Raw genomic sequence first — 21,964 nt, forward strand, 5'->3', positions numbered from 1 at the left:
CCATGCAGGACCAGATCAAAACATCAGCCGAGGCAGCAGAAGCGGCAGCTTTGCCCCGTTGCTATGAGGTCCACGCCAACCCGGACGCGAAATCCGGTGCCAAGGATCTGCCCGGACAGCTGCAAAAACCGGTCGAGACCAAAAGCCCGGCGCAATGGGCTTATGAGCGGCTGATCTTGTATATCCAGAATTTCGAACAAACGCTGACCGGTGATCAAGAGGTCGCCATGGGCTTTACCGGTGGCGATGCGGGTGTGATGCGGATCGAGGGCATGGGCTATTTCGATCCCGATATCATCACTTTTTACGGCTCGGACGCGACCGGTGCGCGAACCCAGCTGGTGCAGCATGTCAGCCAACTGAATGTGATGCTGCGGGCCCTGCCCAAGTCGGTCGAGGACAAGCCCGCCAATCGCATTGGATTCCGGTTGGCCAAGGATCTGGAAGAAAGCTGATTGCCTGACTTGCAATTCACGTCTGCGCAGCCTTGAATGAGTGCAACTTTCAAGGGGGCCACGTGACCAGTTTCTCAGACGTTACAACCGCCTACAGGCGCGCCTGGGCGCGCCGTCGCGTGTTCGTGCCGATCTACATCGCCGTGCGCCTGCTGCTGGTGGCATTGATTGCACCGGGCGTGGCGATCACCGTAAACCTTGCCGTGTCGCTGTCGAATCAAACCGCGCTGACGGATCAGGCCATCGCCGCCTTTATCCTGTCACCCGCCGGTTTCATCGCTGCTGTTGCTGTGCTGAGCCTGTTTCTTCTGGCCGAAGTGTTTGTTTTTTCGGTCATGGCCGCATCGTTGCGGATGGGCGAAGCCGATCCATGGCGCGCGGGCAGTTCCGCCATCGGCCTGATCCTGTCGCGCCTTCCGGCACTATTTGGATTTGCCGTGCGCTTCGTGCTGCGCGTTCTGCTGCTGGTGCTGCCTTTTGCTGTGGTTGCAGCACTGATCGCGTGGTGGACGCTGACCGAATATGACATCAACTATTACCTGACCTTCCATCCGCCTTCGTTCTGGGTCGCGGTGGTATTGATCGGAGCGGTAGTTCTGGTCATGGCCTGGGTGTTGATCCGCAGGCTCTCGGCTTGGGCGCTGTCGCTGCATCTGGTGCTGTTCGAAAATGTCCACCCTGGGCATGCCTTTAACATCAGCACCAGCCGAATGGAGGGCAAACGTGGGCGCCTCAAGATCGAGCTGGCGATATGGCTGATCCTGCGTCTGATCATCGCCGCGCTGATTGCCTGGGTCGCGGGTATCCTGTTCGCCATCGTTCCCCTGCAGGGCGCCAGCCATCTGCGTCTGGCCTTGCTTTACAGCCTGTTGGTGGCGGGGGTTTGGTCATTGGCCGGATTGGTGCTGGCGGCGACCGCGCTGGGCGCGTTGGCAGTGTTGCTGGATGGTTTTTTTGAGATCAAGACAGACGAGCCTTTGCATCCCGAACCCGGCAGTCTGCGTATTCCGCTGTTGGCAACCGTCGGCGCAGCCGTGGTGGCTGTGTTGATCGGGTTGTGGTTTGGTCAGCATTTGCTGGAACGTGTGCAAGCTCCCGACCGGGCCGAGGTCATCGGTCATCGCGGCGCGGCGGCGGTGCGCCCGGAAAACACCATGGCCGCAGTGCTCAAGGCCATCGAAGACGGTGCGGACTGGGTTGAAATCGATGTGCAGGAAACGGCGGATGACGTGGTGATCGTCGCCCATGATAGCGATTTCATGAAACTTGCGGGCGTGAATCTTAAGGTCTGGGATGCGACGATGGAGGATGTTGCCCAGATCGACATCGGCAGCTGGTTTGGTCCCGAATACGCCGATGAACGCACCCCGACTCTGCGTGAGGTGCTTGAGGCCGCAAAAGGTAAAGCCAAGGTCATTATCGAGCTGAAATACTACGGCCATGACGTCGATCTGGAAAACCGCGTGGTGGCCCTTGTCGAAGAGTTGGGGATGCAGGACGACATTGCCACCATGTCGCTGAAATACCCCGCCGTGCAAAAGATGAAGTCCATCCGCCCCGATTGGCGGGCTGGCGTTCTGGCGGCAACGGCGGTGGGTGACCTGACAGGGCTTGAGGGCGATTTCCTTGCCGTCAACGCCGCGATGGCGACGCCGGGTCTGGTGCGCTCGGTCCATGAGGCGGGCAAGGATATTTATGTCTGGACAGTGAATGATCCGTTGCAGATGTCGGCCATGGCCTCGATGGGGGTGGATGGGCTGATTACCGACCGTCCTGCAATGGCCAACGAGGTACTGCGGGTGCGGGCCGAAATAGGCCCGGCCGAGCGGTTGTTGTTGTGGATGGCGACCACCTTTGGCATGTCCATCGACACAGAGGCGATGCGCGATGAAAGCCCATAAGCTGGCGGCCTTGCTAGCAGTAATGGCCGCCCCGGCAACGGCACAGGAATTCATGCGAAACATCGAAATGCCAGCCCACCGCGCGCTGATCGCGCAACGTGGGGATGCCGAGCCCATTCCCTTTGAAACAGATGGCTGTTCCGGCGGTTTGTCGGCCAGTTGGCGCTTTGTGGCTGAAACCTTCCCCAAATTCAGCGCGCTATACGAGGCGCACCCGCCGTGGGAATATTGCTGCGTGACCCATGACCGCGCCTACCACAACGCTGGTGGCGCATCGAACGCCGAGCAAAGCTTTGACGCGCGCCAGTCGGCGGATGACACGCTGCGCGCCTGCGTCAAACAGCACGGCGATGACCATGCCGAGGATTTTGCCCAACGCTATGACATGACCCCCGACCAGATTCGTACGGCACACTTCTTTACGGCAGAGGCGATGTATACCGCCGTGCGTTTGGGCGGCGGGCCCTGTTCCGGCCTGCCCTGGCGGTGGGGGTTTGGTTATCCGGGATGTTCCGTGTTTCAATCCGTGACCCCTGCGCGCGAATGACGTGGTGACAGGCCTCGATTTTTCGATTATCCAACATCTCAAACACGCGAATTAGGAATCTCTGAGTCATGGCTGAATACAAGCACGGCGAAATGGACATCACCGTCCAAACCAAAACCTTCAACGGTTTCATCAAGGCCACCACATGGTGCGTGGTTGCGATTGCTTTCCTTTGCCTGTTCCTGGCGGTCTTCGCCGCGTAATCCAAACCGGGGTCGACCGTGATCAGGATTTTGTTTGCCTGCCTTCTGGCGGCAACTGTTGCAGGCTGCACCGGGTCGCAGCGCCCTCAGGCAGATCAGTCAGAAGTCGTGGCACGGTCTTACCGTGATCCGGGTCCGTCGACGCTGACGCTTTATACAATGATCAGCACCCGAACCGGTTCGGGGGCGCATACCTCGTTGATGATCAGTGGTAGTGAGCGGGTGATTTTTGACCCCGCAGGTTCATTCCGTGCGGATGTTGTGCCGATCAAGAACGACGTGCTGTACGGCATCACTCCGAATGTCGAGCGCGCCTATCGCAGCAGCCACGCGCGCGAAACGCATTTTGCGCGTATCCAAACCATCGAGGTCACCCCACAACAGGCGGAAATCGCCCTGCAGCTGGCCAAGCAGATGGGGCCGGTATCCAGTGCATACTGCGCCAACTCTACCTCTCGATTGTTGCAGCAGGTGCCAGGGTTCGAACAGATCGGAACCACGTTCTATCCGGTCAAACTGTCCGAGCAATTCGGCCAGATACCGGGGGTGTCCACCACCGAGTATCGCGAAAATGACGATGCCGATCTGCAAAAGGGTCTGGCGGCGAACAATGCCCTTCTGAACCAGCAGAGCGGTGCGCTAGCCCACTAGGTACAGCAGCGCGTAGAGGGTCGCGGCCCCGGAAAAGATCGCGGCAAGCACGTTTTTCGTAATCAACCCGGCCATCAGCGCGACAGCGGCTGCCGCCATGCGCGGGATGTCCGGCTGGCCGCCGGTTGCGGTCGGCCATACCACCAGCGGCGCGATCAGCGCCGGCAAAATTGCCACGGCAGTATAGCGTAAATGACGCAGCAGCCAGGGTGGCATCGGGCGATCCCCGACCAGGCCGAGGAACACGAACCGCAGGCCGTAGCTGCCCAGTGCCAGCCCGACAATGATGATCCACATGGTAACCGGATCGACCGCGTTCATGACGTGACCTTTCTGCGTTCGAGCCACAACTCCGCCTGTGCCCCGGCCATCATACCGGTGCACCCTGCCACCAGCAGGCCCAGATTATACGGCACCGCTACTGTCAGCAGCGAGACTGTGATGGCGACCAAAGCGGCCACAACATGCGGCAGTGTGCGCATCATCGGTCCGATCATGGCCAGAAAGGTAATCGGCAAGGCGAAATCCAGCGCCCAGCTTTCGGGTATTCGCGTGCCCAACACTGCCCCCAGATAAGTGGACAGTATCCACAAAGGTGTGATCGGTGAGACCGAGCCAAAGAAATAGGCCATGCGTTGAGGTACGGTCATGTTGGGCTCTTTTTCGAACCGGACCATGCAGCTGGCGTAGGACTGGTCCACGACCAGATATGCGCCAATGGCGCGTTGCCATAGTGGCGCGGCCCCCAGATACGGCGTCAGCGAGGCTGAATACATCGCCATCCGCAGGTTCACAGCCAGCGCCGAAGCCAGGATAATCAGGGTTGGCGCATTGTCTTGCAGCAGTTGCAAGGCCGCGAATTGCGCGGCCCCGGCGAAAACCGTTGCCGTGAACGCCATCGTCTGAATGATGGTCAGCCCGGTTTCGGTGGCGAATACCCCGAACAAGGTGCCGAAAGGTATGGCGACGAAAATGAACGGGGTCCCGTCGCGAAAACCCTTCCAATAGTATGACTTGGATGTGGTGTCTGCCATGGCTAAATCCTATGGTGATAGCCGCAGCAGTAGCGGTCTTGGGAAAGGGTTGCAATTGGCCAAGGAACTGGATGTCTCGGACTACATCATCGCCCCCGATCCCGGCGCGGCCCGCCTGACCCGCGCGGTCGAGGGCGTGGACCAGAATGGAGAGGTCAGCCAGATCTCGGTTGTCGAAGAGCGCCCTTTGACGATTTTCCTGAATTCCCAGGAAATCGTGACCGCAATGACCATAGGCGACTATCCGGAATATCTGGCGCTGGGGTTCCTGCGCAATCAGGGCATGTTGCTGGATGATGATCAGATCACGCGGGTCGATTATGACGACGATCTGGAAACCGTGATCGTCCGCACCGCGCGCGAGACGTCCTACGAGGACAAGCTGAAGAAAAAGACCCGCACCAGCGGTTGCGCAGTCGGCACCGTGTTCGGCGACATGATGGAGGGGCTCGAGGATGTGCGCCTGCCGCAAGTTCATGTGCGGACATCATGGCTGTATGAGCTGGCGGCCAAGATCAACCGAACCCCGTCGCTGTATCTTGAGGCCGGGGCGATCCACGGAACGGTTCTGTGCCTTGAAAACCGCCCTTTGGTCTACATGGAGGATGTCGGCCGCCACAACGCTGTCGACAAGATCGCGGGCTGGATGCTGTCCGAGGGTGAGGCGGCGGAAGACAAGATCCTCTACACCACTGGCCGTCTGACATCCGAAATGGTGATCAAGACGGCGATGATGGGTATACCGGTGCTGGCGTCCCGATCCGGTTTCACCGCCTGGGGTGTCGAGATCGCCCGCGAAGTCGGCCTGACCCTGATCGGCCGCATGCGAGGTCAGCGGTTTGTGTGTCTGTCGGGCGAGGACCGGTTGCTGCGTGATGTGGATCCGGCAAGCGTGGCGGTTGAGGATAAGAAACATCGTAGGAAGAGTGCGGGATGATATCAGAGACACTTTGGATTTTCGTCACTTTTGTTTTAGCAGTCAGCATTCTGCCACTCTATGTTTTGGTGCTGGTAACCTACTTCCGCAGCAAACGAGCCGTCGTTGAAGGCATTTGTGCGCATAGTAAAAATGTGCTGGGTAAGTTGGGCTGGTGCGCCCGGAAATATGTTGGGGTGCTGGATTTGGTGGTTTTCTGGGGACCTGGATGGCAGCAAAACAGCCTTGACTACCGACTTCAGAACACATCGCTTCAGCGTATTGCGATGCATGGGCTTCCGCAGTCGCTTAAATTGATGCCATCGGTACAAAAAGCTGCGCGGCGCTATCGCTTGTTGTTTTGGTGTGGCGTGCTTCCTACCTTGATTCTCGGTTATTTTCTGGGCGCGGTAAATCTTGGTGTTCGGTTGGGTGAAACCACGTCAACATCTCCGCGCATTTGGATACTGCTTCTTTTGGCTGGCATCTGCCTTGCGTCGGCGCAGCCGTTCACGAAATTCAAGAAGTGGCCAGAGATCGAGGGCACCGCATGATCCGCCCACTTGGCATCATCCTCGCAGGTGGTCTCGCCACCCGAATGGGTGGCGGAGACAAGGGTCTGTTGCAGATCGGCGGGCAAAGCCTGCTATCTCATGTGATCGACCGGCTTTCGTCGCAAGTGGATGGCCTTGCGCTAAACGCCAATGGTGATCCCGAACGGTTCGCTGATCTGAACCTGCCTATTCTGCCCGACACGATCGAAGGGTTCGCTGGTCCTCTGGCGGGTGTTCTGGCAGGGCTCGACTGGGCGGCCACGCAAGGGGCTGACTGTATTGTCACCGCTGCCGCCGATACTCCGTTTTTCCCGCGCGATCTGGTGATGCGGCTGAGCGACGCTGCCCAGGGGCAAACACTTCCGCTGGTGCTGGCTACCACGCCACGCACCGGGGATGAGGCGTTGAAATCTGGTGGTGGAAAACGGGTCAATCGGCACCCGACCTTTGGTCTCTGGCCCGTGGCATTACGCGACGATCTGCGGGATGCGCTGAATGACGGCCTGCGCAAGGTCGTGCTGTGGACCGACAAACATGACGGGCGCGAGGCGCTGTTTCCGGCCGATCCCTTTGATCCGTTCTTCAACGTCAACACACCCGACGATCTGGCGCGGGCAGAACGACTGCTGGAGCAGGCATGAAGGTTTACGGCGTCACTGGCTGGAAAAACGCGGGCAAGACTGGGTTGATGGAGCGGCTGGTGACTGAGATCACCGGGCGCGGCTTTACCGTCTCGACCCTGAAACACGCCCATCACAATGTCGATGTCGATCAGCCGGGCACTGACAGCTATCGTCACCGCGTTGCGGGCGCGTCCGAGGTTCTGCTGGCCTCGGGTCAACGCGTCGCGATCATGCAAGAGCTGCGCGGCGTGCCCGAGCCTCCATTGAATGAGTTACTAGAGCGACTGTCGCCAGTCGATCTGGTGTTGATCGAGGGGTTTAAAAGCGAGGCCCACCCCAAGGTCGAAGCCTATCGGGCCGTGGCCGCGAACCCGTTGATAGCGCCTGAGAACGCGACGATCCGCGCCGTCGCAAGTGACACGCCGCTCGATGTGGCTGTGCCGGTCTTTGACCTGAATGACACCGCAGTCATCGCCGATTTCATTCTGCAAGAGGTTGGTTTGTGACCGGTTTCGATAGTTTTGCCATGGTCGATTGGTCCGGTGGCAATGACACCGGCCTTTCCGAACGCAAGGATGCCATCTGGGCCTGTGTGGTGCGTAAGGGCAGGGCGGAAGAACCGACATACCTTAGAAACCGCAAGATTGCCGAGCAATGGCTGCACGACCTGATTGCGGATGAGATTGCCTCAGGACGGTGGCTGTTTCTGGGGTTCGATTTCCCCTTTGGCTATCCCAAAGGGTTCGCCCGTGCGCTGACCGGATCGGATGATCCGTTGCGGTTGTGGGACTGGTTCGAGAGCCGGATCGAGGATTCGCCAAAAGCCAACAACCGGTTTGATCTGGCCGGAGAGATTAACCGCCGTTTTGGCGGCAAGGGTCCGTTCTGGTTCAATGGCCTGCGACGTGGCATCGACGGTCTGCCCAAAAACAAGGCGGACTATCACAACCCATTTCCCGAACGCCGTTGCGTCGAACTGAACCCCGAAACCAAGGGCAGCTTTACGTGTTGGCAAATGGGCGGGGCCGGTGCTGTGGGTGGTCAGGTCATGACTGGCCTGCCGGTTCTGGCCCGTCTGCGCCGCGCATTTACCGGACAAATCTCGGTCTGGCCGTTCGAGCCGCTGGACACCCCGGTCGCCTTTGTGGAAATCTGGCCCTCGCTTACCCTGGGGGCCGGGCCGAAAGACCGGATCAAGGACGCCTGGCAGGTGGAACAGGTCGCGCTGTCACTGGCCGGGATGCGACCCGAGGAATTGGCGAACCATCTGAACGTCAACGCAGCAGAGGAAGGCTGGATTTTGGGAGTGTCACAACGCAAGCCGGATATTGCCCCACCGCCCCTGCGCAACGATTGCTTTGCTTTGCCTGCCGGGGTGAGTTGGACGCCGGTGGATAACGCGCTGGCCCTGCTGCGCCAGCGGCTGACGGTAGTTGTGCCTGTTGAAACAATTGCGCTCCCGCAGGCTATGGGGCGCATTCTGGCAGAGGATATCATCGCTAAACGCTCGAACCCGCCGCAACCGAATACGGCCGTTGACGGCTACGGATTTGCGGGTGCGATGCCCGAGGGTGCGCAGGTGATGCCATTGCATCCGGGCCGCGCGGCTGCAGGTATCCCGTTTGATGGCACGGTGCCGCATGGCCATGCGCTGCGGGTGTTGACCGGCGCGGCGTTGCCTGCGGGTGTGGATACGGTCATTCTAGAAGAGGACGTGACCGTACAAGATGGCCACATCGCTTTTCACGGCCCCCTGAAACAGGGTGCAAACACCCGCCGTGCAGGTGAGGACGTGACCGCGGGCGATCTGGTTCTGTCTGCCGGGCGAAGGTTGACGCCCGCCGATCTGGCGTTGTTGTCGGCTACCGGAATTGCAAAAGTTCCAGTGCGCAATACGCTGCGTGTGGCGGTGCTGTCGACCGGTGATGAACTGATCGAACCCGGAGACAAGGCCGGGCCAGGCCAGATATTCGATGCCAACCGCCCGATGCTGTTGTCACTGATCGACCGCATGGGGTTTCAGCCGGTGGATATGGGGCGGGTTTCTGATGACCGGGAAGATTTGCGCGATCGCCTGAATGCGGCGGCGGAACAGGCGGATGTAATCCTGACCAGCGGTGGCGCGTCAGCCGGGGATGAGGATCACGTCTCGGCCCTGTTGCGAGAGGCGGGGGCGATGCAGGAATGGAGGATTGCGCTCAAACCGGGGCGGCCGCTGGCTCTGGGATTGTGGAAAGGCACACCGGTCTTTGGCCTGCCGGGTAATCCGGTTGCGGCTAAGGTCTGCACCCTGATCTTTGCGCGCCCGGCTTTGGGTCTGATGGCGGGTGAGGGCTGGCAGGACCCACAGGGGTTCGATCTGCCCGCCGCCTTTGAAAAACGCAAGAAACCGGGCCGCCGCGAATATCTGCGCGCCCGAGTGCGCGATGGCCGGGTCGAGGTGTTTGCCTCGGAAGGATCGGGCCGGATCAGCGGGCTCAGCTGGGCCGAAGGACTGGTCGAAATCGAAGACGGCGCGCGCCATATCAAACCGGGCGATCTAGTCCGGTTTATCCCCTACGGCAGTTTCGGCCTTTAGTCGAAGGTTCCAGCCACACGCCCCAGTAACATGAAGGCTCGCGCCGTTCGGGTCTCACCCAATGCGGTCAGGTCGGCATCGCTGGCCTCAGGTTCAAAAGCCACGATCATGTGGTCAAAGCGGCGCAGAAAATGATGTGCGGCGTCGCGAAATATCGGGTCCTGCTTCATCCGCGCCGCCGTCAGCGCAAGCGACGACCGATCCCGAATGCCGCCCAAAGCCGCCACCGAGCGACCACGGGCACCCTGCGCGAATTGCCGCCAGATCTCGGGGCGGGACATGTCGGGGCGCAGGTCATCCATATAGATGCCTTCCTGGCTGAGCAGCGTCAAAACGTCCTGCGAAGCTTGCACCAGTTGGGCGGTCTTGCGGTCCTTCAACGCCAGACGCAAGGCGTCGAACCCTTCGGCGTCATCCTGCGTTTCGGGGAAATTCAGCGCTCGGATGAAAATATCGGTGCTGAGTGGCGGCGCGATGTCCTCGGCCTGCGTACCCAGCTCCAACGAGGTTTGGTCGCCGGTTCTGTTTGACGCTGCCGCCCGTGCGGGTTCGCTACGTTTGGTCGAAAACGTGGCCAGTGTACTTTCGGTCTTTTTTGCGGATTCAGCGATTTCGTCCAACTTCTTGCTGACGGCCGGTTCGTGGGAAATGGCGGCCCGCTGTTGCTGGAGGACATAAGTCTGCCGGATCGCATCAATCGCGGTCTGCAGACGTTCGCTTTCTTCGCGCATGACGCGGCTGGCGCGCATCGCCGTAGCCGCGACCCAGATCATTGCTACCGGCATGAACACCGCCAGCAAGGTCACCACGAACCCACCGCCCTCGACGTCGTCGGGCAGCACCAGAAACACCACCGAAACCACCAGCCAGATCACGCTAAGCACGACGGCCGCAATCTCGATCTCGGTCACGGACGGCCGCGAGGGCTTGTCGTAAATACCCAACGACGTTGGCCGCTCGGCTTCCTGCTCTGGCGTGGGCTCGGACATGAAGGACGCTCCGGTCAGTCGTACTCGATACTCAGGACTTCGTAAGACCGCACACCTCCGGGGGTGCGGACTTCGACACTGTCACCTTCGTCCTTGCCGATCAGGGCGCGGGCGATGGGGGATTTGATGTTGAGCAGCCCGTTTTCGATATTGGCCTCATACTCACCCACGATCTGCCAGGTCTTTTCCTCGTCAGTGTCCTCATCGACCAGCGTGACCTTGGCGCCGAATTTGATCGCACCGGACAGCTTGGCGGGGTCGATCACATCGGCCAGCGATAGGATGCCTTCCAGCTCTTTGATACGGCCTTCGATAAAGCCCTGTTTTTCGCGGGCCGAATGATATTCGGCGTTTTCCTTCAGGTCACCCAATTCACGGGCCGTAGCAATGGCCTCGATGATAGCTGGGCGCTCAACGGATTTCAGGTTTTTCAGCTCTGCCGCAAGCGCGGCATTGCCCGTAGGCGTCATCGGAATTTTTTCCATGGTCTTGTCGTCCACGCATAAATTGATGCGCCCCGCCGCATGGAACCAGCGTCGGGGCGAATTGATGGGTTGGCAAATACCTGACCCAAATGAGGCGTGAATTGCAAGAGGTCTTGGCCCCGCAGCGGGCGGATTACGGCCTATGTTGTTCGGGAAAAGTTTGAATCGCCAATACCCTGTCGCACTTCGCGCTCTCGGGATATTGGCGATAACGAGTTTGTAAGATGTTTCCCGGAACGCCCTAGTTGTAACTAATCACTTCGAATTCGATGCCATTGTCGTCGTCAAAGTAGAACCGTTTTCCGGGCTCATAATCCGCATGTGACTTGGGCGTGAAGCCGGCTTTGATCACTTGCTGCTCGGTGGCGTCGATATCTTCGACCAAAACACCCACGTGGTTCAGCCCTCCAATGATGTCGTAACTGCTTTCGCCGGATGGCTGCGGATCGCTGGGCGCATAAAGCGCCAGATAGGTATGCGCGCTGCCCACATGCACGGTATAGCCGCCCGCAATGGCCGGGCCTTCCCAGCGGGTTTTCCAACCAAACACCTTGTGCATCCACGCGGCCGAAGCCTGCGGGTCGCGAACGGTGAAGTTGGTGTGTTCAAGCGTCGCCATCATGGGGTCTCCTTTGCGAATTGAGGCTTGTCACGACTCACTGTAATTTCTAAACCTAACTTTAGGTCAAGGGATTAAATGAGGATAATGGCAGTTTCCGAAGGGCTGGCAATTGGCGCATTGGCCCGGCGCACGGGGTTGGCTGTGTCGGCCATCCGGTACTACGAGGCGCAGGGGCTGATCGCGCCCTGGCGCAATGCGGGTGGGCAGCGGCGGTATCAGCGCGCTGATATTCGGCGGTTGAGTTTCATCATGATCGCCCAGCAGTTTGGCCTGACGTTGCCCGAGATCAAGGATGTTTTGTCCGACTTGCCTGGCAACCGCACACCAACGCCCAAGGATTGGAAGAAAATCAGTGTCGGGCTGCGTGACCGTCTGGATCAGCGAATCGCTACCTTGACGCGGTTGCGCGACAATCTGGATGGGTGCATCGGCTGTGGCTGCCTCAGCCTTCCGAAATGCGCCCTTTACAACCCGGACGACCGCGCCAAATGCCATGGTAGCGGTCCCAGGTACCTTATGGGGGACTCTCCCGATACATAACTGCCGCATTGCAGCAATGTTACGCCGTGTTTTGATTGACCAAGGTCTTAGCAACCATGTAATCAGCCGTGAAACAATATTGCGCCGACAGCATGTAGAAAGCGCCAATTCGGAAAGTTAGCTAAGGAGCCCGCGATGGCCGAGATTGAACGCGAAGCGATGGAATACGATGTGGTTATCGTGGGCGCAGGCCCGGCGGGCCTTTCGGCAGCCATCCGTCTGAAACAGCTGGATGCGGACCTGAACGTCGTTGTTCTGGAAAAAGGCTCGGAAGTGGGCGCGCATATCCTGTCGGGCGCGGTATTGGACCCCTGTGGTCTGGATGCGCTGATCCCCGACTGGAAGGAAAAAGGCGCGCCGTTGAACACGCCGGTGACCGAAGACAATTTCTACATGCTGGGCGAGGCGGGTAAGATCCGTATTCCCAACTTCCCGATGCCGCCGCTGATGAACAACCACGGCAACTACATCGTCTCGATGGGGAATGTCTGCCGCTGGATGGCGGAACAGGCCGAAGAGCTGGGCGTGGAAATATTCCCCGGCATGGCGTGTTCAGAGCTGGTTTATGGTGACAATGGTGAAGTCAAAGGCGTCGTGGCCGGCGTCTTTGGCCTTGAGCCCGACGGTTCGTATGGCCCCGGTACTGAGCCCGGCATGGAACTGCACGGCAAGTACGTTTTCCTGTCCGAAGGCGTGCGCGGCTCGCTGTCCAAAGAGGTCATCGCCAAATACGACCTGCAGGCTGGCAAAGAGGTGCAAAAATACGGCGTCGGCATGAAAGAGATCTGGGAGATCGACCCCGCCAAGCACAAGGAAGGCACCGTCACGCATACGATGGGCTGGCCGCTGGGCAGCAACGCGGGCGGCGGATCCTTTATCTATCACCTTGAAAACAATCAGGTCTATGTCGGGTTTGTGGTCCATCTGAACTATAAAAACCCGCATTTGTACCCGTATATGGAGTTCCAGCGCTTCAAGCATCACCCGATGGTGGCCGAGCTGCTGAAGGGCGGCAAGCGCGTGGCCTATGGTGCCCGTGCGATCACCGAGGGCGGCTATCAGTCGATGCCGAAACTGGTCGCGCCCGGGGTTGCACTGTTGGGCTGTTCGGCGGGCATGGTCAACGTGCCGCGCATCAAGGGCAATCACAACGCGATGCTGTCTGGCAAAGCCGCGGCTGAAGCTGCCTTTGACGCCATCAAGGCCGAACGATCGGGCGATGAGCTGACCGAATACGAAGCCGATGTGCGCGATGGCCCGATCGGCAGCGATCTGAAAAAGGTGCGAAACGTCAAGCCGATCTGGTCGAAATGGGGTCTGACTGCCAGCCTGATGCTGGGCGGTCTGGATATGTGGACCAACACGTTGGGCTTTTCGCTGCTGGGCACAGTGGGCCATGGCAAGAACGACGCGGATTCGACCGAAGAGGCCAGCAAACACAAGCCTATCGATTATCCCAAACCCGATGGCACGCTGTCGTTTGACCGCCTAACCAACGTCTCGTTTGCGATGACCAATCACGAGGAAAGCCAGCCCTGCCACCTGAAACTGGCGGACCCGGACATCCCGGTCAAAGTCAACCTGCCCAAATACGACGAACCTGCGCAGCGCTATTGCCCGGCGGGTGTGTATGAGATGGTCGAGGATGAAGGTAATCCGCGCTTCGTGATCAACTTCCAGAACTGCGTCCACTGCAAGACCTGCGACATCAAGGACCCCAGCAAGAACATCACCTGGACCACGCCGCAGGGTGGCGACGGGCCAAACTATCCAAATATGTAAGCAAAAAACCGGGCACTGGCAGGGTCGTGAAGGCTCTGCCATTGCCTCTTGCCAGCCAAAGCCCTAGCTTGTTGCGCAGACAAGAATAGCAAGGCAGGATTTTGGTGATTTCTCTGGTTCGTCGCGCCGCAATGGCTGCGCTCTTCACCTCGTCGATTGTGCTTCCAGCTGTGGCGGATTCGGGGTCCGGTGCGTATTTGGCTGGCCGTCAGGCCATCTATCAGAACGACTATTCAGCCGCTGAAAAATACTATGCGCAGGCCCTGAAAGCCGATCCTGAAAATGCAGCATTGTTGGAAAGCGTGGTTGTCGCACGGCTGGCGCTGGGCGATGTGGCACGCGCGCTGCCTGTTGCGCAGATGATTGAGGACGCCGGTCTGCCCAGTCAGGCAGCAAGGATGGTAATCACCGCCAATCTGGTGGCCGACGGCAAACTGGATGAATTGCTGGCCCGTGATCTCGAAACGCAAGGCGTGGGGCCTTTGGTCGACGGTTTGGTACAGGGATGGGCATACATTGGCCAAGGGGCCATGACCCGCGCGATGGAGCAGTTTGACGAGGTCGCAACGCAGGATGGCTTGCGCGACTTTGCACTGTACCACAAGGCGCTGGCGCTGGCCTCGGTTGGCGATTTTGAAGGAGCCGAAGAAGTATTCACGGCTCATAACGGTGCGGTTGCCCGCTTTTCGCGACGGGCCGCTTTGGCCCGGGCCGAGGTTTTGTCGCAACTGGACCGCAATGAAGAGGCACAGCAATTTCTGGGTGAGGTATTTGCGGCCGGCAGCGACCCGTCGATCGAAGGTTATGTGGCGCGCCTGTCAGATGGTGACACCCTGCCGTTCACCCATGTTCAATCCGCGCAAGATGGCATGGCCGAGGTTTTCTTTTCCGTCGGCGCAGCGCTGAGCAATGAGGCGGCGCAGAACTATGTCCTGCTTTATGTGCGCACGGCTGCGTTCCTGCGTCCCGGACATGTGGATGCGATCTTGCTGAGTGCCGAATTGCTGGACGTGCTGGAGCAATATGATCTGGCCGTGGAAGCCTATCGTCAGGTCCCCGCCAGCAGCAGTGATTATCACGCGGCTGAACTTGGCCGGGCCGAGGTGCTTAGCCGGTCGGACAAAAAGGATGCTGCTGCCGAGGTGTTGCAGACCCTGGCCAGCCAGAACCCAAACCTGCCCAGCGTTCATGTAGCTCTGGCCGATCTGCAACGCCAGCAAGAAGAATACACCAGCGCTGTCGCGTCTTATGATCGTGCCATCGAACTGACCGAGGGTGGGAACTGGTTTTTGCACTATGCCCGTGGCATCTCGCACGAACGGCTCAAACAATGGGATCAGGCCGAGGCCGATTTCCGCCGCGCGCTAGAGTTGAACCCAGATCAGCCGCAGGTGCTGAACTATTTGGGATATTCCCTGGTCGAACGGCGCGAAAAACTGGACGAGGCGCTGAACATGATCGAACGCGCCGTCGCGGCGCGCCCCGACAGCGGTTATATCGTCGACAGTCTGGGCTGGGTCCTGTTCCGTCTGGGCCGCTATGATGAGGCGGTCGAACATATGGAGCGCGCGGTCGAGCTGATGGCGGTTGATCCAGTGGTGAACGATCATCTGGGTGATGTTTATTGGGCTGTGGGCCGCGCGCGCGAGGCTGAGTTCCAGTGGAAACGCGCCCTGTCCTTCATTGATCCTGAAGACACGGATGCCGAGGCTGATCCCGACCGTATCCGTCGCAAGCTGGAGATTGGCCTCGACGAGGTTCTGGCCGAAGAAGGGGCGGAACCGTTGAAGGTCGCCAATGGCAACTAAGGCCTTCGCGCCCGCCAAGATCAACCTGACTCTGCATGTGACCGGCCAGCGGGTTGATGGATATCACCTGTTGGATTCGCTGGTCGTATTTGCTGATGTGGGCGACAGGTTGCAGTTTACACCAGACCCTGAATTGTCGATCTCAGTCACCGGAGAACACGCGGCAGGCGTGCCTGCGGACAGTCGCAATCTGGTCTGGAAAGCGGCCCAAGCCGCCGGGTGGACGGGCCATATCGATCTGAACAAGGTGCTGCCGCATGGTGGCGGGATTGGCGGCGGTTCGTCTGACGCCGCCGCGACCCTTTGGGCGTTGTCTGGTCAGGGGGTCAACATACCAGAGGACCTGCCTGTTTCTCTGGGTGCTGATGTACCTGTTTGCATGGCCGCCCAAGCGACACGAATGCAGGGAATTGGCGATAGGCTAACGTCCGTGTCCCTTCCGAATTTGCCCGCAGTTCTGGTCAACCCGGGTATTCCGGTGCCCACATCTTCGGTGTTTCAGGCGTTGGCCCGGCGGGACAACCTGCCCATGCCGATTGATATCCCGGAATTCGAGAATGCCGGGGCCTGCGCCGAATGGTTGCGTGACCAGCGGAATGATCTGGAAATCCCCGCAATGGGCATCGCCCGCGAAATTGAGTTTGCGCTGGATTCACTGCGATTGACTACGCGGGCGCTGTTGGCCCGCATGTCGGGGTCAGGTTCGACCTGTTTCGCGCTCTATCCCACAATGAAAGACGCGCATTTCGCAGCGTACGAGATCGGCGCGGCCCATCCCGATTGGTGGTGCCGTGCGGTGCAGCTTAATTGAGGCGCGAAACCACGTAGTCGGCCAGATCACGCAGCAGCGTGCGAATCTCATGATCGGGCAGGGGCGCCAGCGCATCCTTGGCCTTGGCGGCCCAGTCGAACGCATCTGACCGGGTGGCGTCGAGCGTGCCGTATTTTCCCATCAGGCTCAGCGCGTGGTCCAGGTCACCCTCTTCCTGACGACCCCGGCCAATCGTGCGCTCCCAAAAGGCATGTTCATCAGGGGTGGCTTGCGCCACGGCCTTGATCACCGGCAAGGTCAACTTGCGTTCGCGGAAATCGTCGCCGACATTTTTGCCGGTGGCCTTGCTATCACCTTGATAATCCAGAAGATCATCAGCGATTTGGAAGGCAATACCCAAAGCATCGCCATAGTCATACAGCGCCTTGACCTGTTCCTCGGACGCTCCGGCGATTACACCGCCAACCTCGGTCGCGGCCGAGAACAGGGCGGCGGTCTTGCCGCGTACAACCTGCAGGTAAATCGCCTCATCCGTGCCCAGATCGGTGGCCGCGGTCATCTGCAACACTTCACCTTCGGCAATGGTGGCCGAGGCATTGGCCAGAATGTCCAGAACACGCAGTGACCCGGTCTCAACCATCAACTGGAAACTGCGGGAGAACAGGTAATCGCCCACCAGAACGCTGGATTTGTTGTCCCACAGCAGGTTCGCCGTTGGGCGACCACGCCGCTGGGCGCTTTCGTCCACCACATCGTCATGCAGTAGGGTCGCCGTGTGGATGAACTCAACCGTCGCGGCCAGCCGCACATGGTGGTCGCCCGCGTAACCGAACAGACGTGCGGCCGCCAGGGTCAGCATCGGACGCAGACGTTTGCCACCGGCCTCAACCAGATGTGCTGTCACTTCGGGGATGCGCGGCGCGTGATCAGAGGCCATGCGCGTGCGGATCAGCTCATTCACCGCAGCCATTTCGCTGGTCAGAAGGTCGGCCAGCCGCTCATGCGGTTTTGTGATCGCGTCGATTTCCATCACACTCCTGATACAAGGCTCGACTTTCGACTTACCTTGCCCTTACATCCATCCCTATGAAAGAACTTTTGCGCAGCACCGATCCGACGATCCTGGCCTTTGCTTCGGCCCTTCTTGAGGGTGAGGATATAGACTGCTTTCAGATGGACGTAAATATGAGCATCCTCGAAGGCGGCATCGGAATCTTCCCCCGTCGTCTGATGGTGCGGGCTGATGACCTGACGCGGGCTGAACGGGTGATGCGCGATAATGAGATTCCGCTGGGTCGATGAGCCATTTGCCGGATAATGATCTGACATGTAACGATTTTTTGAACGGCCGTGTGCGCCTGTGGCAACCGCGTTCGGGATATCGTGCGGGCGTGGACCCGGTCTTGCTGGCTGCCTCGGTTCCGGCGACACGTGGTCACACCGTGCTGGAACTGGGCTGCGGGGCAGGCGCCGCGATCCTGTGCCTTCTGGCGCGTGTGCCGGGATTGCAAGGGGTCGGGGTGGAATTGCAGGCCAGCTATGCCGCGCTGGCCCGTCGCAACGCAGCCGAGAACGCCGCGTCGTTCGAGGTGGTCGAGGCCGATCTTGCCGCCCTGCCTGCCGATCTGAAACAGCGCCAGTTTGACCATGTCATCGCCAACCCGCCCTATTACCGCGCCGGAGCGCACAGTGCCGCTGCGGATGACGGACGGGCAATCGCGCTGGGTGAGGGCACACCACTGGGTGTTTGGTTCGACACTGCGGCCAAACGTCTCGCACCGCGCGGCTATTTGCACATGATCCAAAAGGCCGACCGTTTGCCAGATATGCTTGCGTGCTGCACGGGGCGCCTGGGCTCAGTCGAGGTGTTGCCTTTGGCGGCACGCGCGGGTCGGGCTGCCGAATTAGTGATTTTACGCGCCAAAAAGGGCGGAAAGGCCGCGTTTCGGTTGCATGCGCCGTTGATTTTGCATGCAGGCGCGCGCCACGAAAAAGACGGTGAAAGCTACACACCGCAGGTTTCGGCGGTGCTGCGCGATGCTGCCGCCCTGCCGGGATTGTCCGGCCAATAGGCAGTAACCAGCCGAATTTGTCGGATTTATTACAGAATCTGTGCGTATGCAGCGTGACAGGGTGGAAACGATGTGATCAACTTCTTACGTGAAACTCAGACACCAACAGAGGAGTATCGCCATGAGCGTGAGCGCACACCTGACCGAACTGAAGAAAAAGCACGAAACACTCGGTCTTGAAGTTGAACAAGCCCAACGCTCGCCTGGCATCGACGATCTCCATATTGCACAACTCAAAAAGCAGAAGCTTAAGCTAAAAGAAGAGATCGAGCGCCTGTCAGCCTAGCGACGCAAGCTCGCCCGCGCGGCAACGGCCGCGCCGCCAGTGATCAACACGGCCGCGATCGCCAGACCCCAGGACGGGGCGGCGATCCCGGCCCCAACCAAAGCCAGCGTAGACAACAGCGGTGCCGCGTAAGAAGCAGTACCGAGGATTTGTATGTCACCCTGCTTTACCCCGATATCCCATACATAAAACGCTAGACCCACCGGCCCCAGACCCAGTGCCACGACCGAAGCCCAGCCAAAGGCGCTGTCGGGCCAGATGGTTTCTTCAACGGCCAGATGCAGCGCGCCCGAGGCAATCGCCGCCGCGATGCAGAACACGGCGACCGAACTGGTCGGAGTGTCCCCCAAACGGCGCGACAGGACCGAATATCCCGACCATGTCAGCGCGCACAGCAGCGCCAGCCCATACCCCGGTAGATGAGCGGTCTGAAACCCTGCGCTACCGCCCCCTGCGATGATGACCGCAGCTCCGGCAAAGCCCAGACAGGCCCCAAACAGATGACCGATACGCAGATGCTCACCCGGCAATAGCCCGGAAAACAGCACGATCAGCAAGGGCCAGAGATAGGCAATCAACCCGGCCTCGGCCGCCGGAGCCATGCGCAGGGCCGAAAAATAAAGCGCGTGATAGCCGAACAGGCCCGTGGCACCGAACAGATATGTTGTCCAGGGCACCGCCCGTAATTGGGGCAAACCGCCGTTGGCCCATGTCCAGATCAGGCCCAGCGTGCCGCCGATAGAAAAACAGATGGCGTTCAGCAAAAGCGGTGGGGTTGGGGTCGAGCCGACTGTGAACAGCGCCAGTAAAGACCACAGCAGCACAGCCACAAACCCAATCGCTGTTGCCTGAGATTTTGTCATAGGGCCGTGACCTTTTTCACCGATCTGCTTTGAAAGGATACAACCACCGGGAAGTGGTGCAATTCTTTAACTGTCGGTTTCAGAACGAAAAAGGCCGATCCAAAAGGACCGGCCTGAATTGTTCGTGGGTCTGCAGATCAGACGAAGAACTGCGCACCGTTGGCCGAAATTGTCGAGCCATTGATGAACTGAGAATCGTCCGACGCCAGGAACGCCACGCAGCGCGCGATTTCCTCGGGCTCGCCCAGTCGACCAGCCGGGATTTGACCGATGATGGATTCACGAACCTTCTCGGGAACCGCCATCACCATCTCGGTTGCGATATAGCCAGGGCAGATCGCGTTGGCTGTGATGCCCGCACGCGCACCTTCCTGCGCCAGCGATTTGACGATGCCCAGATCACCCGCTTTGGTCGCGGCATAGTTCACCTGCGCGAACTGGCCTTTCTGACCATTGATCGAGCTGATGACGATCACACGGCCAAACTTGCGCTCGCGCATGCCGGACCATACCGGGTGGACGGTGTTGAAAACGCCGGTCAGGTTGGTGTCGATCACCTGATGCCACTGCTCAGGGGTCATTTTGTGGAACGGGGCATCGCGGGTGATGCCTGCATTGGCGACCACGATGTCGATCGGGCCAACTTCGGCTTCGACCTTTTCGATGCCCGCTTTCGATTCGTCATAGTCGGCCACGTTCCACTTGTAGGTGGCGATGCCGGTTTCCTCGGTGAATTTTGCGGCGGCTTCGTCATTGCCGGCATAGGTGGCTGCAACATTGTAGCCTTCGGCCTTGAGCGCCTTGGAAATTGATGCGCCGATGCCGCGGGAACCGCCGGTGACGAGTGCTGTACGTGCCATTGAGGAATCCTCCAATTAAGTCTGACTTGGTAATTCTGTTACTCTGAGAGAGTTTGCTGCGCAATATCGTTTCGTCTTCGTTTTGATCTTTCTGTACGGCGATATTGTCGCATCTAAGGGATAGGGCCGGAATGTAACAAAAAAGGGCGCCCGGTAGACGCCCTTTTCCATTTAGTTGTCAAAGCACTTAGTCGCGCTCCACACACAGGGCGACACCCATGCCGCCGCCGATGCAAAGGGTCGCCAGACCCTTTTTCGCGTCGCGGCGCTTCATTTCGAACAGCAGGGTGTTCAGAACGCGGCAGCCCGATGCGCCGATCGGGTGACCGATGGCGATTGCGCCACCGTTGACGTTCACGATGGATGGGTCCCAACCCATGTCCTTGTTCACGGCACAAGCCTGCGCAGCAAAGGCTTCGTTGGCTTCAACCAGATCCAGGTCGTCAACCGACCAGCCCGCTTTTTCCAGCGCTTTGCGCGAGGCATAGATCGGACCAACGCCCATGATCGCCGGGTCCAGACCTGCCGTGGCGTAAGAGGCGATGCGGGCCAGAGGCTCGATCCCGCGCTTTTCGGCGTTTTCGGCTGACATCAGCAGGGTGGCGGCGGCACCGTCGTTCAGGCCCGAGGCATTGGCTGCGGTGACCGAGCCATCCTTGGTGAAGGCCGGGCGCAGCTTGCCCATGGCTTCCATGGTTGCGCCGTGGCGGATGTATTCATCCTTGTCCATAACGATGTCGCCCTTGCGGGTCTTGATGGTGAAGGGCGTGATTTCGTCGGCGAATTTACCAGCCTTTTGCGCGGCTTCGGCCTTGTTCTGCGAGGCAACGGCGAATTCGTCCTGCATGTCACGGCTGATCTGCCATTTTTCGGCAACGTTTTCAGCGGTTTGCCCCATGTGATAGCCGTTGAAGGCATCCCACAGGCCATCGCGGATCATCGTGTCGATATATTTCATGTCGCCCATCTTGTGACCGGCGCGCAGCGCGGCGGCATGGGGCGAAAGGGTCATGTTTTCCTGTCCGCCGGCGGCCACGATTTCGGCATCGCCCAGCTGGATGTGTTGAGCGCCCAACGCAACCGCGCGCAGACCCGAGCCACACACTTGGTTGATGCCCCAAGCCGCGCTTTCTTGCGGCAGACCCGCATTGATATGGGCCTGACGCGCCGGGTTCTGGCCCTGTGCAGCCGTCAGTACCTGACCCATGATGGTTTCGCTGACTTCACCCTTGTCAACTCCGGCACGTTCTACAACTGCTTCGAGTACGGCAGTGCCCAGATCATGTGCGGGTGTGTTTGCAAACGAGCCGCCAAAACTGCCGACACCGGTACGGGCTGCAGATGCGATTACTACGTTAGTCATATAGACAATCCTTTACCATCAAGGTCCAGTGGGAACCGTGATGACGCAGATCGCAGAGGT

26 protein-coding genes are annotated in these 21,964 nt (G+C 59.4%); 17 read left to right on the plus strand and 9 right to left on the minus strand.

Annotation, left to right across the window (positions count from 1 at the left end; translation table 11 throughout):
* Nucleotides 1–2 precede the first annotated feature (2 nt).
* From ACR0M2_RS14305 to ACR0M2_RS14325, 5 genes are all read left to right on the plus strand, one after another.
* Nucleotides 3–455 (plus strand): DUF6173 family protein, encoded by a 453-nt coding sequence (locus ACR0M2_RS14305; protein WP_170361323.1) that lies wholly within the window; start codon nucleotides 3–5, stop codon nucleotides 453–455.
* A 62-nt stretch (nucleotides 456–517) separates the two neighbouring features.
* A complete protein-coding gene (locus ACR0M2_RS14310; protein WP_480705661.1) occupies nucleotides 518–2,356 on the plus strand; it encodes a glycerophosphodiester phosphodiesterase in 1,839 nt (612 codons plus the stop codon).
* A complete protein-coding gene (locus ACR0M2_RS14315; protein WP_480705663.1) occupies nucleotides 2,343–2,903 on the plus strand; it encodes a hypothetical protein in 561 nt (186 codons plus the stop codon). The genes ACR0M2_RS14310 and ACR0M2_RS14315 overlap by 14 nt, the downstream gene beginning before the upstream one ends.
* Before the next feature lie 68 nt (nucleotides 2,904–2,971).
* Nucleotides 2,972–3,106, plus strand: a complete 135-nt coding sequence (locus ACR0M2_RS14320; protein WP_058281864.1) for an aa3-type cytochrome c oxidase subunit IV — start codon at nucleotides 2,972–2,974, stop codon at nucleotides 3,104–3,106.
* Between the two features lie 18 nt (nucleotides 3,107–3,124).
* The gene (locus ACR0M2_RS14325) at nucleotides 3,125–3,757 is read left to right on the plus strand and encodes a hypothetical protein (protein ID WP_170397118.1); all 633 of its coding nucleotides are present in this window, start codon (nucleotides 3,125–3,127) and stop codon (nucleotides 3,755–3,757) included.
* Here the strand turns inward: ACR0M2_RS14325 and ACR0M2_RS14330 are convergent.
* Both ACR0M2_RS14330 and ACR0M2_RS14335 read right to left on the minus strand, forming a co-directional pair.
* On the minus strand, nucleotides 3,746–4,078 hold the full coding sequence (locus ACR0M2_RS14330; RefSeq protein WP_170397120.1) for an AzlD domain-containing protein: 333 nt from the start codon (nucleotides 4,076–4,078) through the stop codon (nucleotides 3,746–3,748). The genes ACR0M2_RS14325 and ACR0M2_RS14330 overlap by 12 nt on opposite strands.
* Nucleotides 4,075–4,791 (minus strand): AzlC family ABC transporter permease, encoded by a 717-nt coding sequence (locus ACR0M2_RS14335; protein ID WP_170361335.1) that lies wholly within the window; start codon nucleotides 4,789–4,791, stop codon nucleotides 4,075–4,077. The genes ACR0M2_RS14330 and ACR0M2_RS14335 overlap by 4 nt, the downstream gene beginning before the upstream one ends.
* A gap of 49 nt (nucleotides 4,792–4,840) precedes the next feature.
* Here ACR0M2_RS14335 and ACR0M2_RS14340 point away from each other — a divergent pair, with 49 nt between their 5' ends.
* From ACR0M2_RS14340 to ACR0M2_RS14360, 5 genes are read left to right on the plus strand one after another with little or no spacing between them, the layout of a single operon-like run.
* A complete protein-coding gene (locus ACR0M2_RS14340) occupies nucleotides 4,841–5,728 on the plus strand; it encodes a formate dehydrogenase accessory sulfurtransferase FdhD (RefSeq protein ID WP_170397359.1) in 888 nt (295 codons plus the stop codon).
* Nucleotides 5,725–6,261 (plus strand): hypothetical protein, encoded by a 537-nt coding sequence (locus tag ACR0M2_RS14345; protein ID WP_480705665.1) that lies wholly within the window; start codon nucleotides 5,725–5,727, stop codon nucleotides 6,259–6,261. The genes ACR0M2_RS14340 and ACR0M2_RS14345 overlap by 4 nt, the downstream gene beginning before the upstream one ends.
* Nucleotides 6,258–6,902, plus strand: coding sequence for a molybdenum cofactor guanylyltransferase MobA (gene mobA / locus ACR0M2_RS14350; RefSeq protein WP_480705667.1), 645 nt, complete (start codon nucleotides 6,258–6,260; stop codon nucleotides 6,900–6,902). The genes ACR0M2_RS14345 and mobA overlap by 4 nt, the downstream gene beginning before the upstream one ends.
* A complete protein-coding gene (mobB, locus tag ACR0M2_RS14355; RefSeq protein ID WP_480705669.1) occupies nucleotides 6,899–7,390 on the plus strand; it encodes a molybdopterin-guanine dinucleotide biosynthesis protein B in 492 nt (163 codons plus the stop codon). Before mobA ends, mobB begins: the two co-directional genes overlap by 4 nt.
* Nucleotides 7,387–9,462, plus strand: a complete 2,076-nt coding sequence (locus ACR0M2_RS14360; protein ID WP_480705671.1) for a molybdenum cofactor synthesis domain-containing protein — start codon at nucleotides 7,387–7,389, stop codon at nucleotides 9,460–9,462. The genes mobB and ACR0M2_RS14360 overlap by 4 nt, the downstream gene beginning before the upstream one ends.
* Here the strand turns inward: ACR0M2_RS14360 and ACR0M2_RS14365 are convergent.
* The 3 genes from ACR0M2_RS14365 to ACR0M2_RS14375 all read right to left on the minus strand — a co-directional run bounded on the left by ACR0M2_RS14365 (nucleotide 9,459) and on the right by ACR0M2_RS14375 (nucleotide 11,558).
* A complete protein-coding gene (locus ACR0M2_RS14365) occupies nucleotides 9,459–10,451 on the minus strand; it encodes a hypothetical protein (RefSeq protein WP_480705672.1) in 993 nt (330 codons plus the stop codon). The two genes, ACR0M2_RS14360 and ACR0M2_RS14365, sit on opposite strands and share 4 nt — an antisense overlap.
* Nucleotides 10,452–10,465: 14 nt before the next feature.
* Nucleotides 10,466–10,936: a transcription elongation factor GreA gene (gene greA, locus ACR0M2_RS14370; protein ID WP_480705674.1), complete on the minus strand. Its 471-nt coding sequence runs from the start codon at nucleotides 10,934–10,936 to the stop codon at nucleotides 10,466–10,468.
* 241 nt (nucleotides 10,937–11,177) lie between these two features.
* The gene (locus ACR0M2_RS14375; RefSeq protein ID WP_170350675.1) at nucleotides 11,178–11,558 is read right to left on the minus strand and encodes a VOC family protein; all 381 of its coding nucleotides are present in this window, start codon (nucleotides 11,556–11,558) and stop codon (nucleotides 11,178–11,180) included.
* An 84-nt stretch (nucleotides 11,559–11,642) separates the two neighbouring features.
* Between ACR0M2_RS14375 and soxR the strand changes: the two genes are divergently transcribed.
* The 4 genes from soxR (at nucleotide 11,643) to ACR0M2_RS14395 (ending at nucleotide 16,499) form a co-directional block, all read left to right on the plus strand.
* Complete coding sequence (soxR, locus tag ACR0M2_RS14380) at nucleotides 11,643–12,098, plus strand: redox-sensitive transcriptional activator SoxR (RefSeq protein WP_480689586.1); 456 nt, start codon at nucleotides 11,643–11,645, stop codon at nucleotides 12,096–12,098.
* A gap of 135 nt (nucleotides 12,099–12,233) precedes the next feature.
* Nucleotides 12,234–13,880 carry an electron transfer flavoprotein-ubiquinone oxidoreductase gene (locus ACR0M2_RS14385; protein ID WP_480705676.1) on the plus strand — a complete coding sequence of 549 codons (1,647 nt, stop codon included), beginning with the start codon at nucleotides 12,234–12,236 and terminating at the stop codon, nucleotides 13,878–13,880.
* A 131-nt stretch (nucleotides 13,881–14,011) separates the two neighbouring features.
* Entirely contained in the window at nucleotides 14,012–15,688 is a 1,677-nt protein-coding gene (locus tag ACR0M2_RS14390) for a tetratricopeptide repeat protein (RefSeq protein ID WP_480705837.1), read from the plus strand.
* Nucleotides 15,678–16,499, plus strand: a complete 822-nt coding sequence (locus ACR0M2_RS14395) for a 4-(cytidine 5'-diphospho)-2-C-methyl-D-erythritol kinase (RefSeq protein WP_480648117.1) — start codon at nucleotides 15,678–15,680, stop codon at nucleotides 16,497–16,499. Before ACR0M2_RS14390 ends, ACR0M2_RS14395 begins: the two co-directional genes overlap by 11 nt.
* On the opposite strand, the gene ACR0M2_RS14400 is transcribed toward ACR0M2_RS14395, so the two are convergent.
* Nucleotides 16,492–17,490: a polyprenyl synthetase family protein gene (locus tag ACR0M2_RS14400; RefSeq protein WP_480705678.1), complete on the minus strand. Its 999-nt coding sequence runs from the start codon at nucleotides 17,488–17,490 to the stop codon at nucleotides 16,492–16,494. The two genes, ACR0M2_RS14395 and ACR0M2_RS14400, sit on opposite strands and share 8 nt — an antisense overlap.
* 56 nt (nucleotides 17,491–17,546) lie before the next feature.
* On the opposite strand from ACR0M2_RS14400, the gene ACR0M2_RS14405 reads away from it, so the two are divergent.
* The 3 genes from ACR0M2_RS14405 (at nucleotide 17,547) to ACR0M2_RS14415 (ending at nucleotide 18,818) form a co-directional block, all read left to right on the plus strand.
* A complete protein-coding gene (locus ACR0M2_RS14405; protein ID WP_037316655.1) occupies nucleotides 17,547–17,762 on the plus strand; it encodes a putative signal transducing protein in 216 nt (71 codons plus the stop codon).
* Nucleotides 17,759–18,532 (plus strand): tRNA1(Val) (adenine(37)-N6)-methyltransferase, encoded by a 774-nt coding sequence (locus ACR0M2_RS14410; RefSeq protein ID WP_170377791.1) that lies wholly within the window; start codon nucleotides 17,759–17,761, stop codon nucleotides 18,530–18,532. The genes ACR0M2_RS14405 and ACR0M2_RS14410 overlap by 4 nt, the downstream gene beginning before the upstream one ends.
* A 121-nt stretch (nucleotides 18,533–18,653) precedes the next feature.
* Nucleotides 18,654–18,818 carry a YdcH family protein gene (locus ACR0M2_RS14415; RefSeq protein ID WP_170350663.1) on the plus strand — a complete coding sequence of 55 codons (165 nt, stop codon included), beginning with the start codon at nucleotides 18,654–18,656 and terminating at the stop codon, nucleotides 18,816–18,818.
* On the opposite strand, the gene yddG is transcribed toward ACR0M2_RS14415, so the two are convergent.
* The 3 genes from yddG to ACR0M2_RS14430 all read right to left on the minus strand — a co-directional run bounded on the left by yddG (nucleotide 18,815) and on the right by ACR0M2_RS14430 (nucleotide 21,904).
* Nucleotides 18,815–19,681, minus strand: coding sequence for an aromatic amino acid exporter YddG (yddG, locus tag ACR0M2_RS14420; protein ID WP_480705680.1), 867 nt, complete (start codon nucleotides 19,679–19,681; stop codon nucleotides 18,815–18,817). The genes ACR0M2_RS14415 and yddG overlap by 4 nt on opposite strands.
* Before the next feature lie 137 nt (nucleotides 19,682–19,818).
* The gene (gene phbB, locus ACR0M2_RS14425) at nucleotides 19,819–20,541 is read right to left on the minus strand and encodes an acetoacetyl-CoA reductase (protein WP_170350661.1); all 723 of its coding nucleotides are present in this window, start codon (nucleotides 20,539–20,541) and stop codon (nucleotides 19,819–19,821) included.
* Nucleotides 20,542–20,728: 187 nt separating this feature from the next.
* A complete protein-coding gene (locus ACR0M2_RS14430; RefSeq protein WP_170350658.1) occupies nucleotides 20,729–21,904 on the minus strand; it encodes an acetyl-CoA C-acetyltransferase in 1,176 nt (391 codons plus the stop codon).
* Nucleotides 21,905–21,964: the final 60 nt, after the last annotated feature.

It is taken from the genome of Ruegeria sp. BE10 (assembly GCF_056538905.1).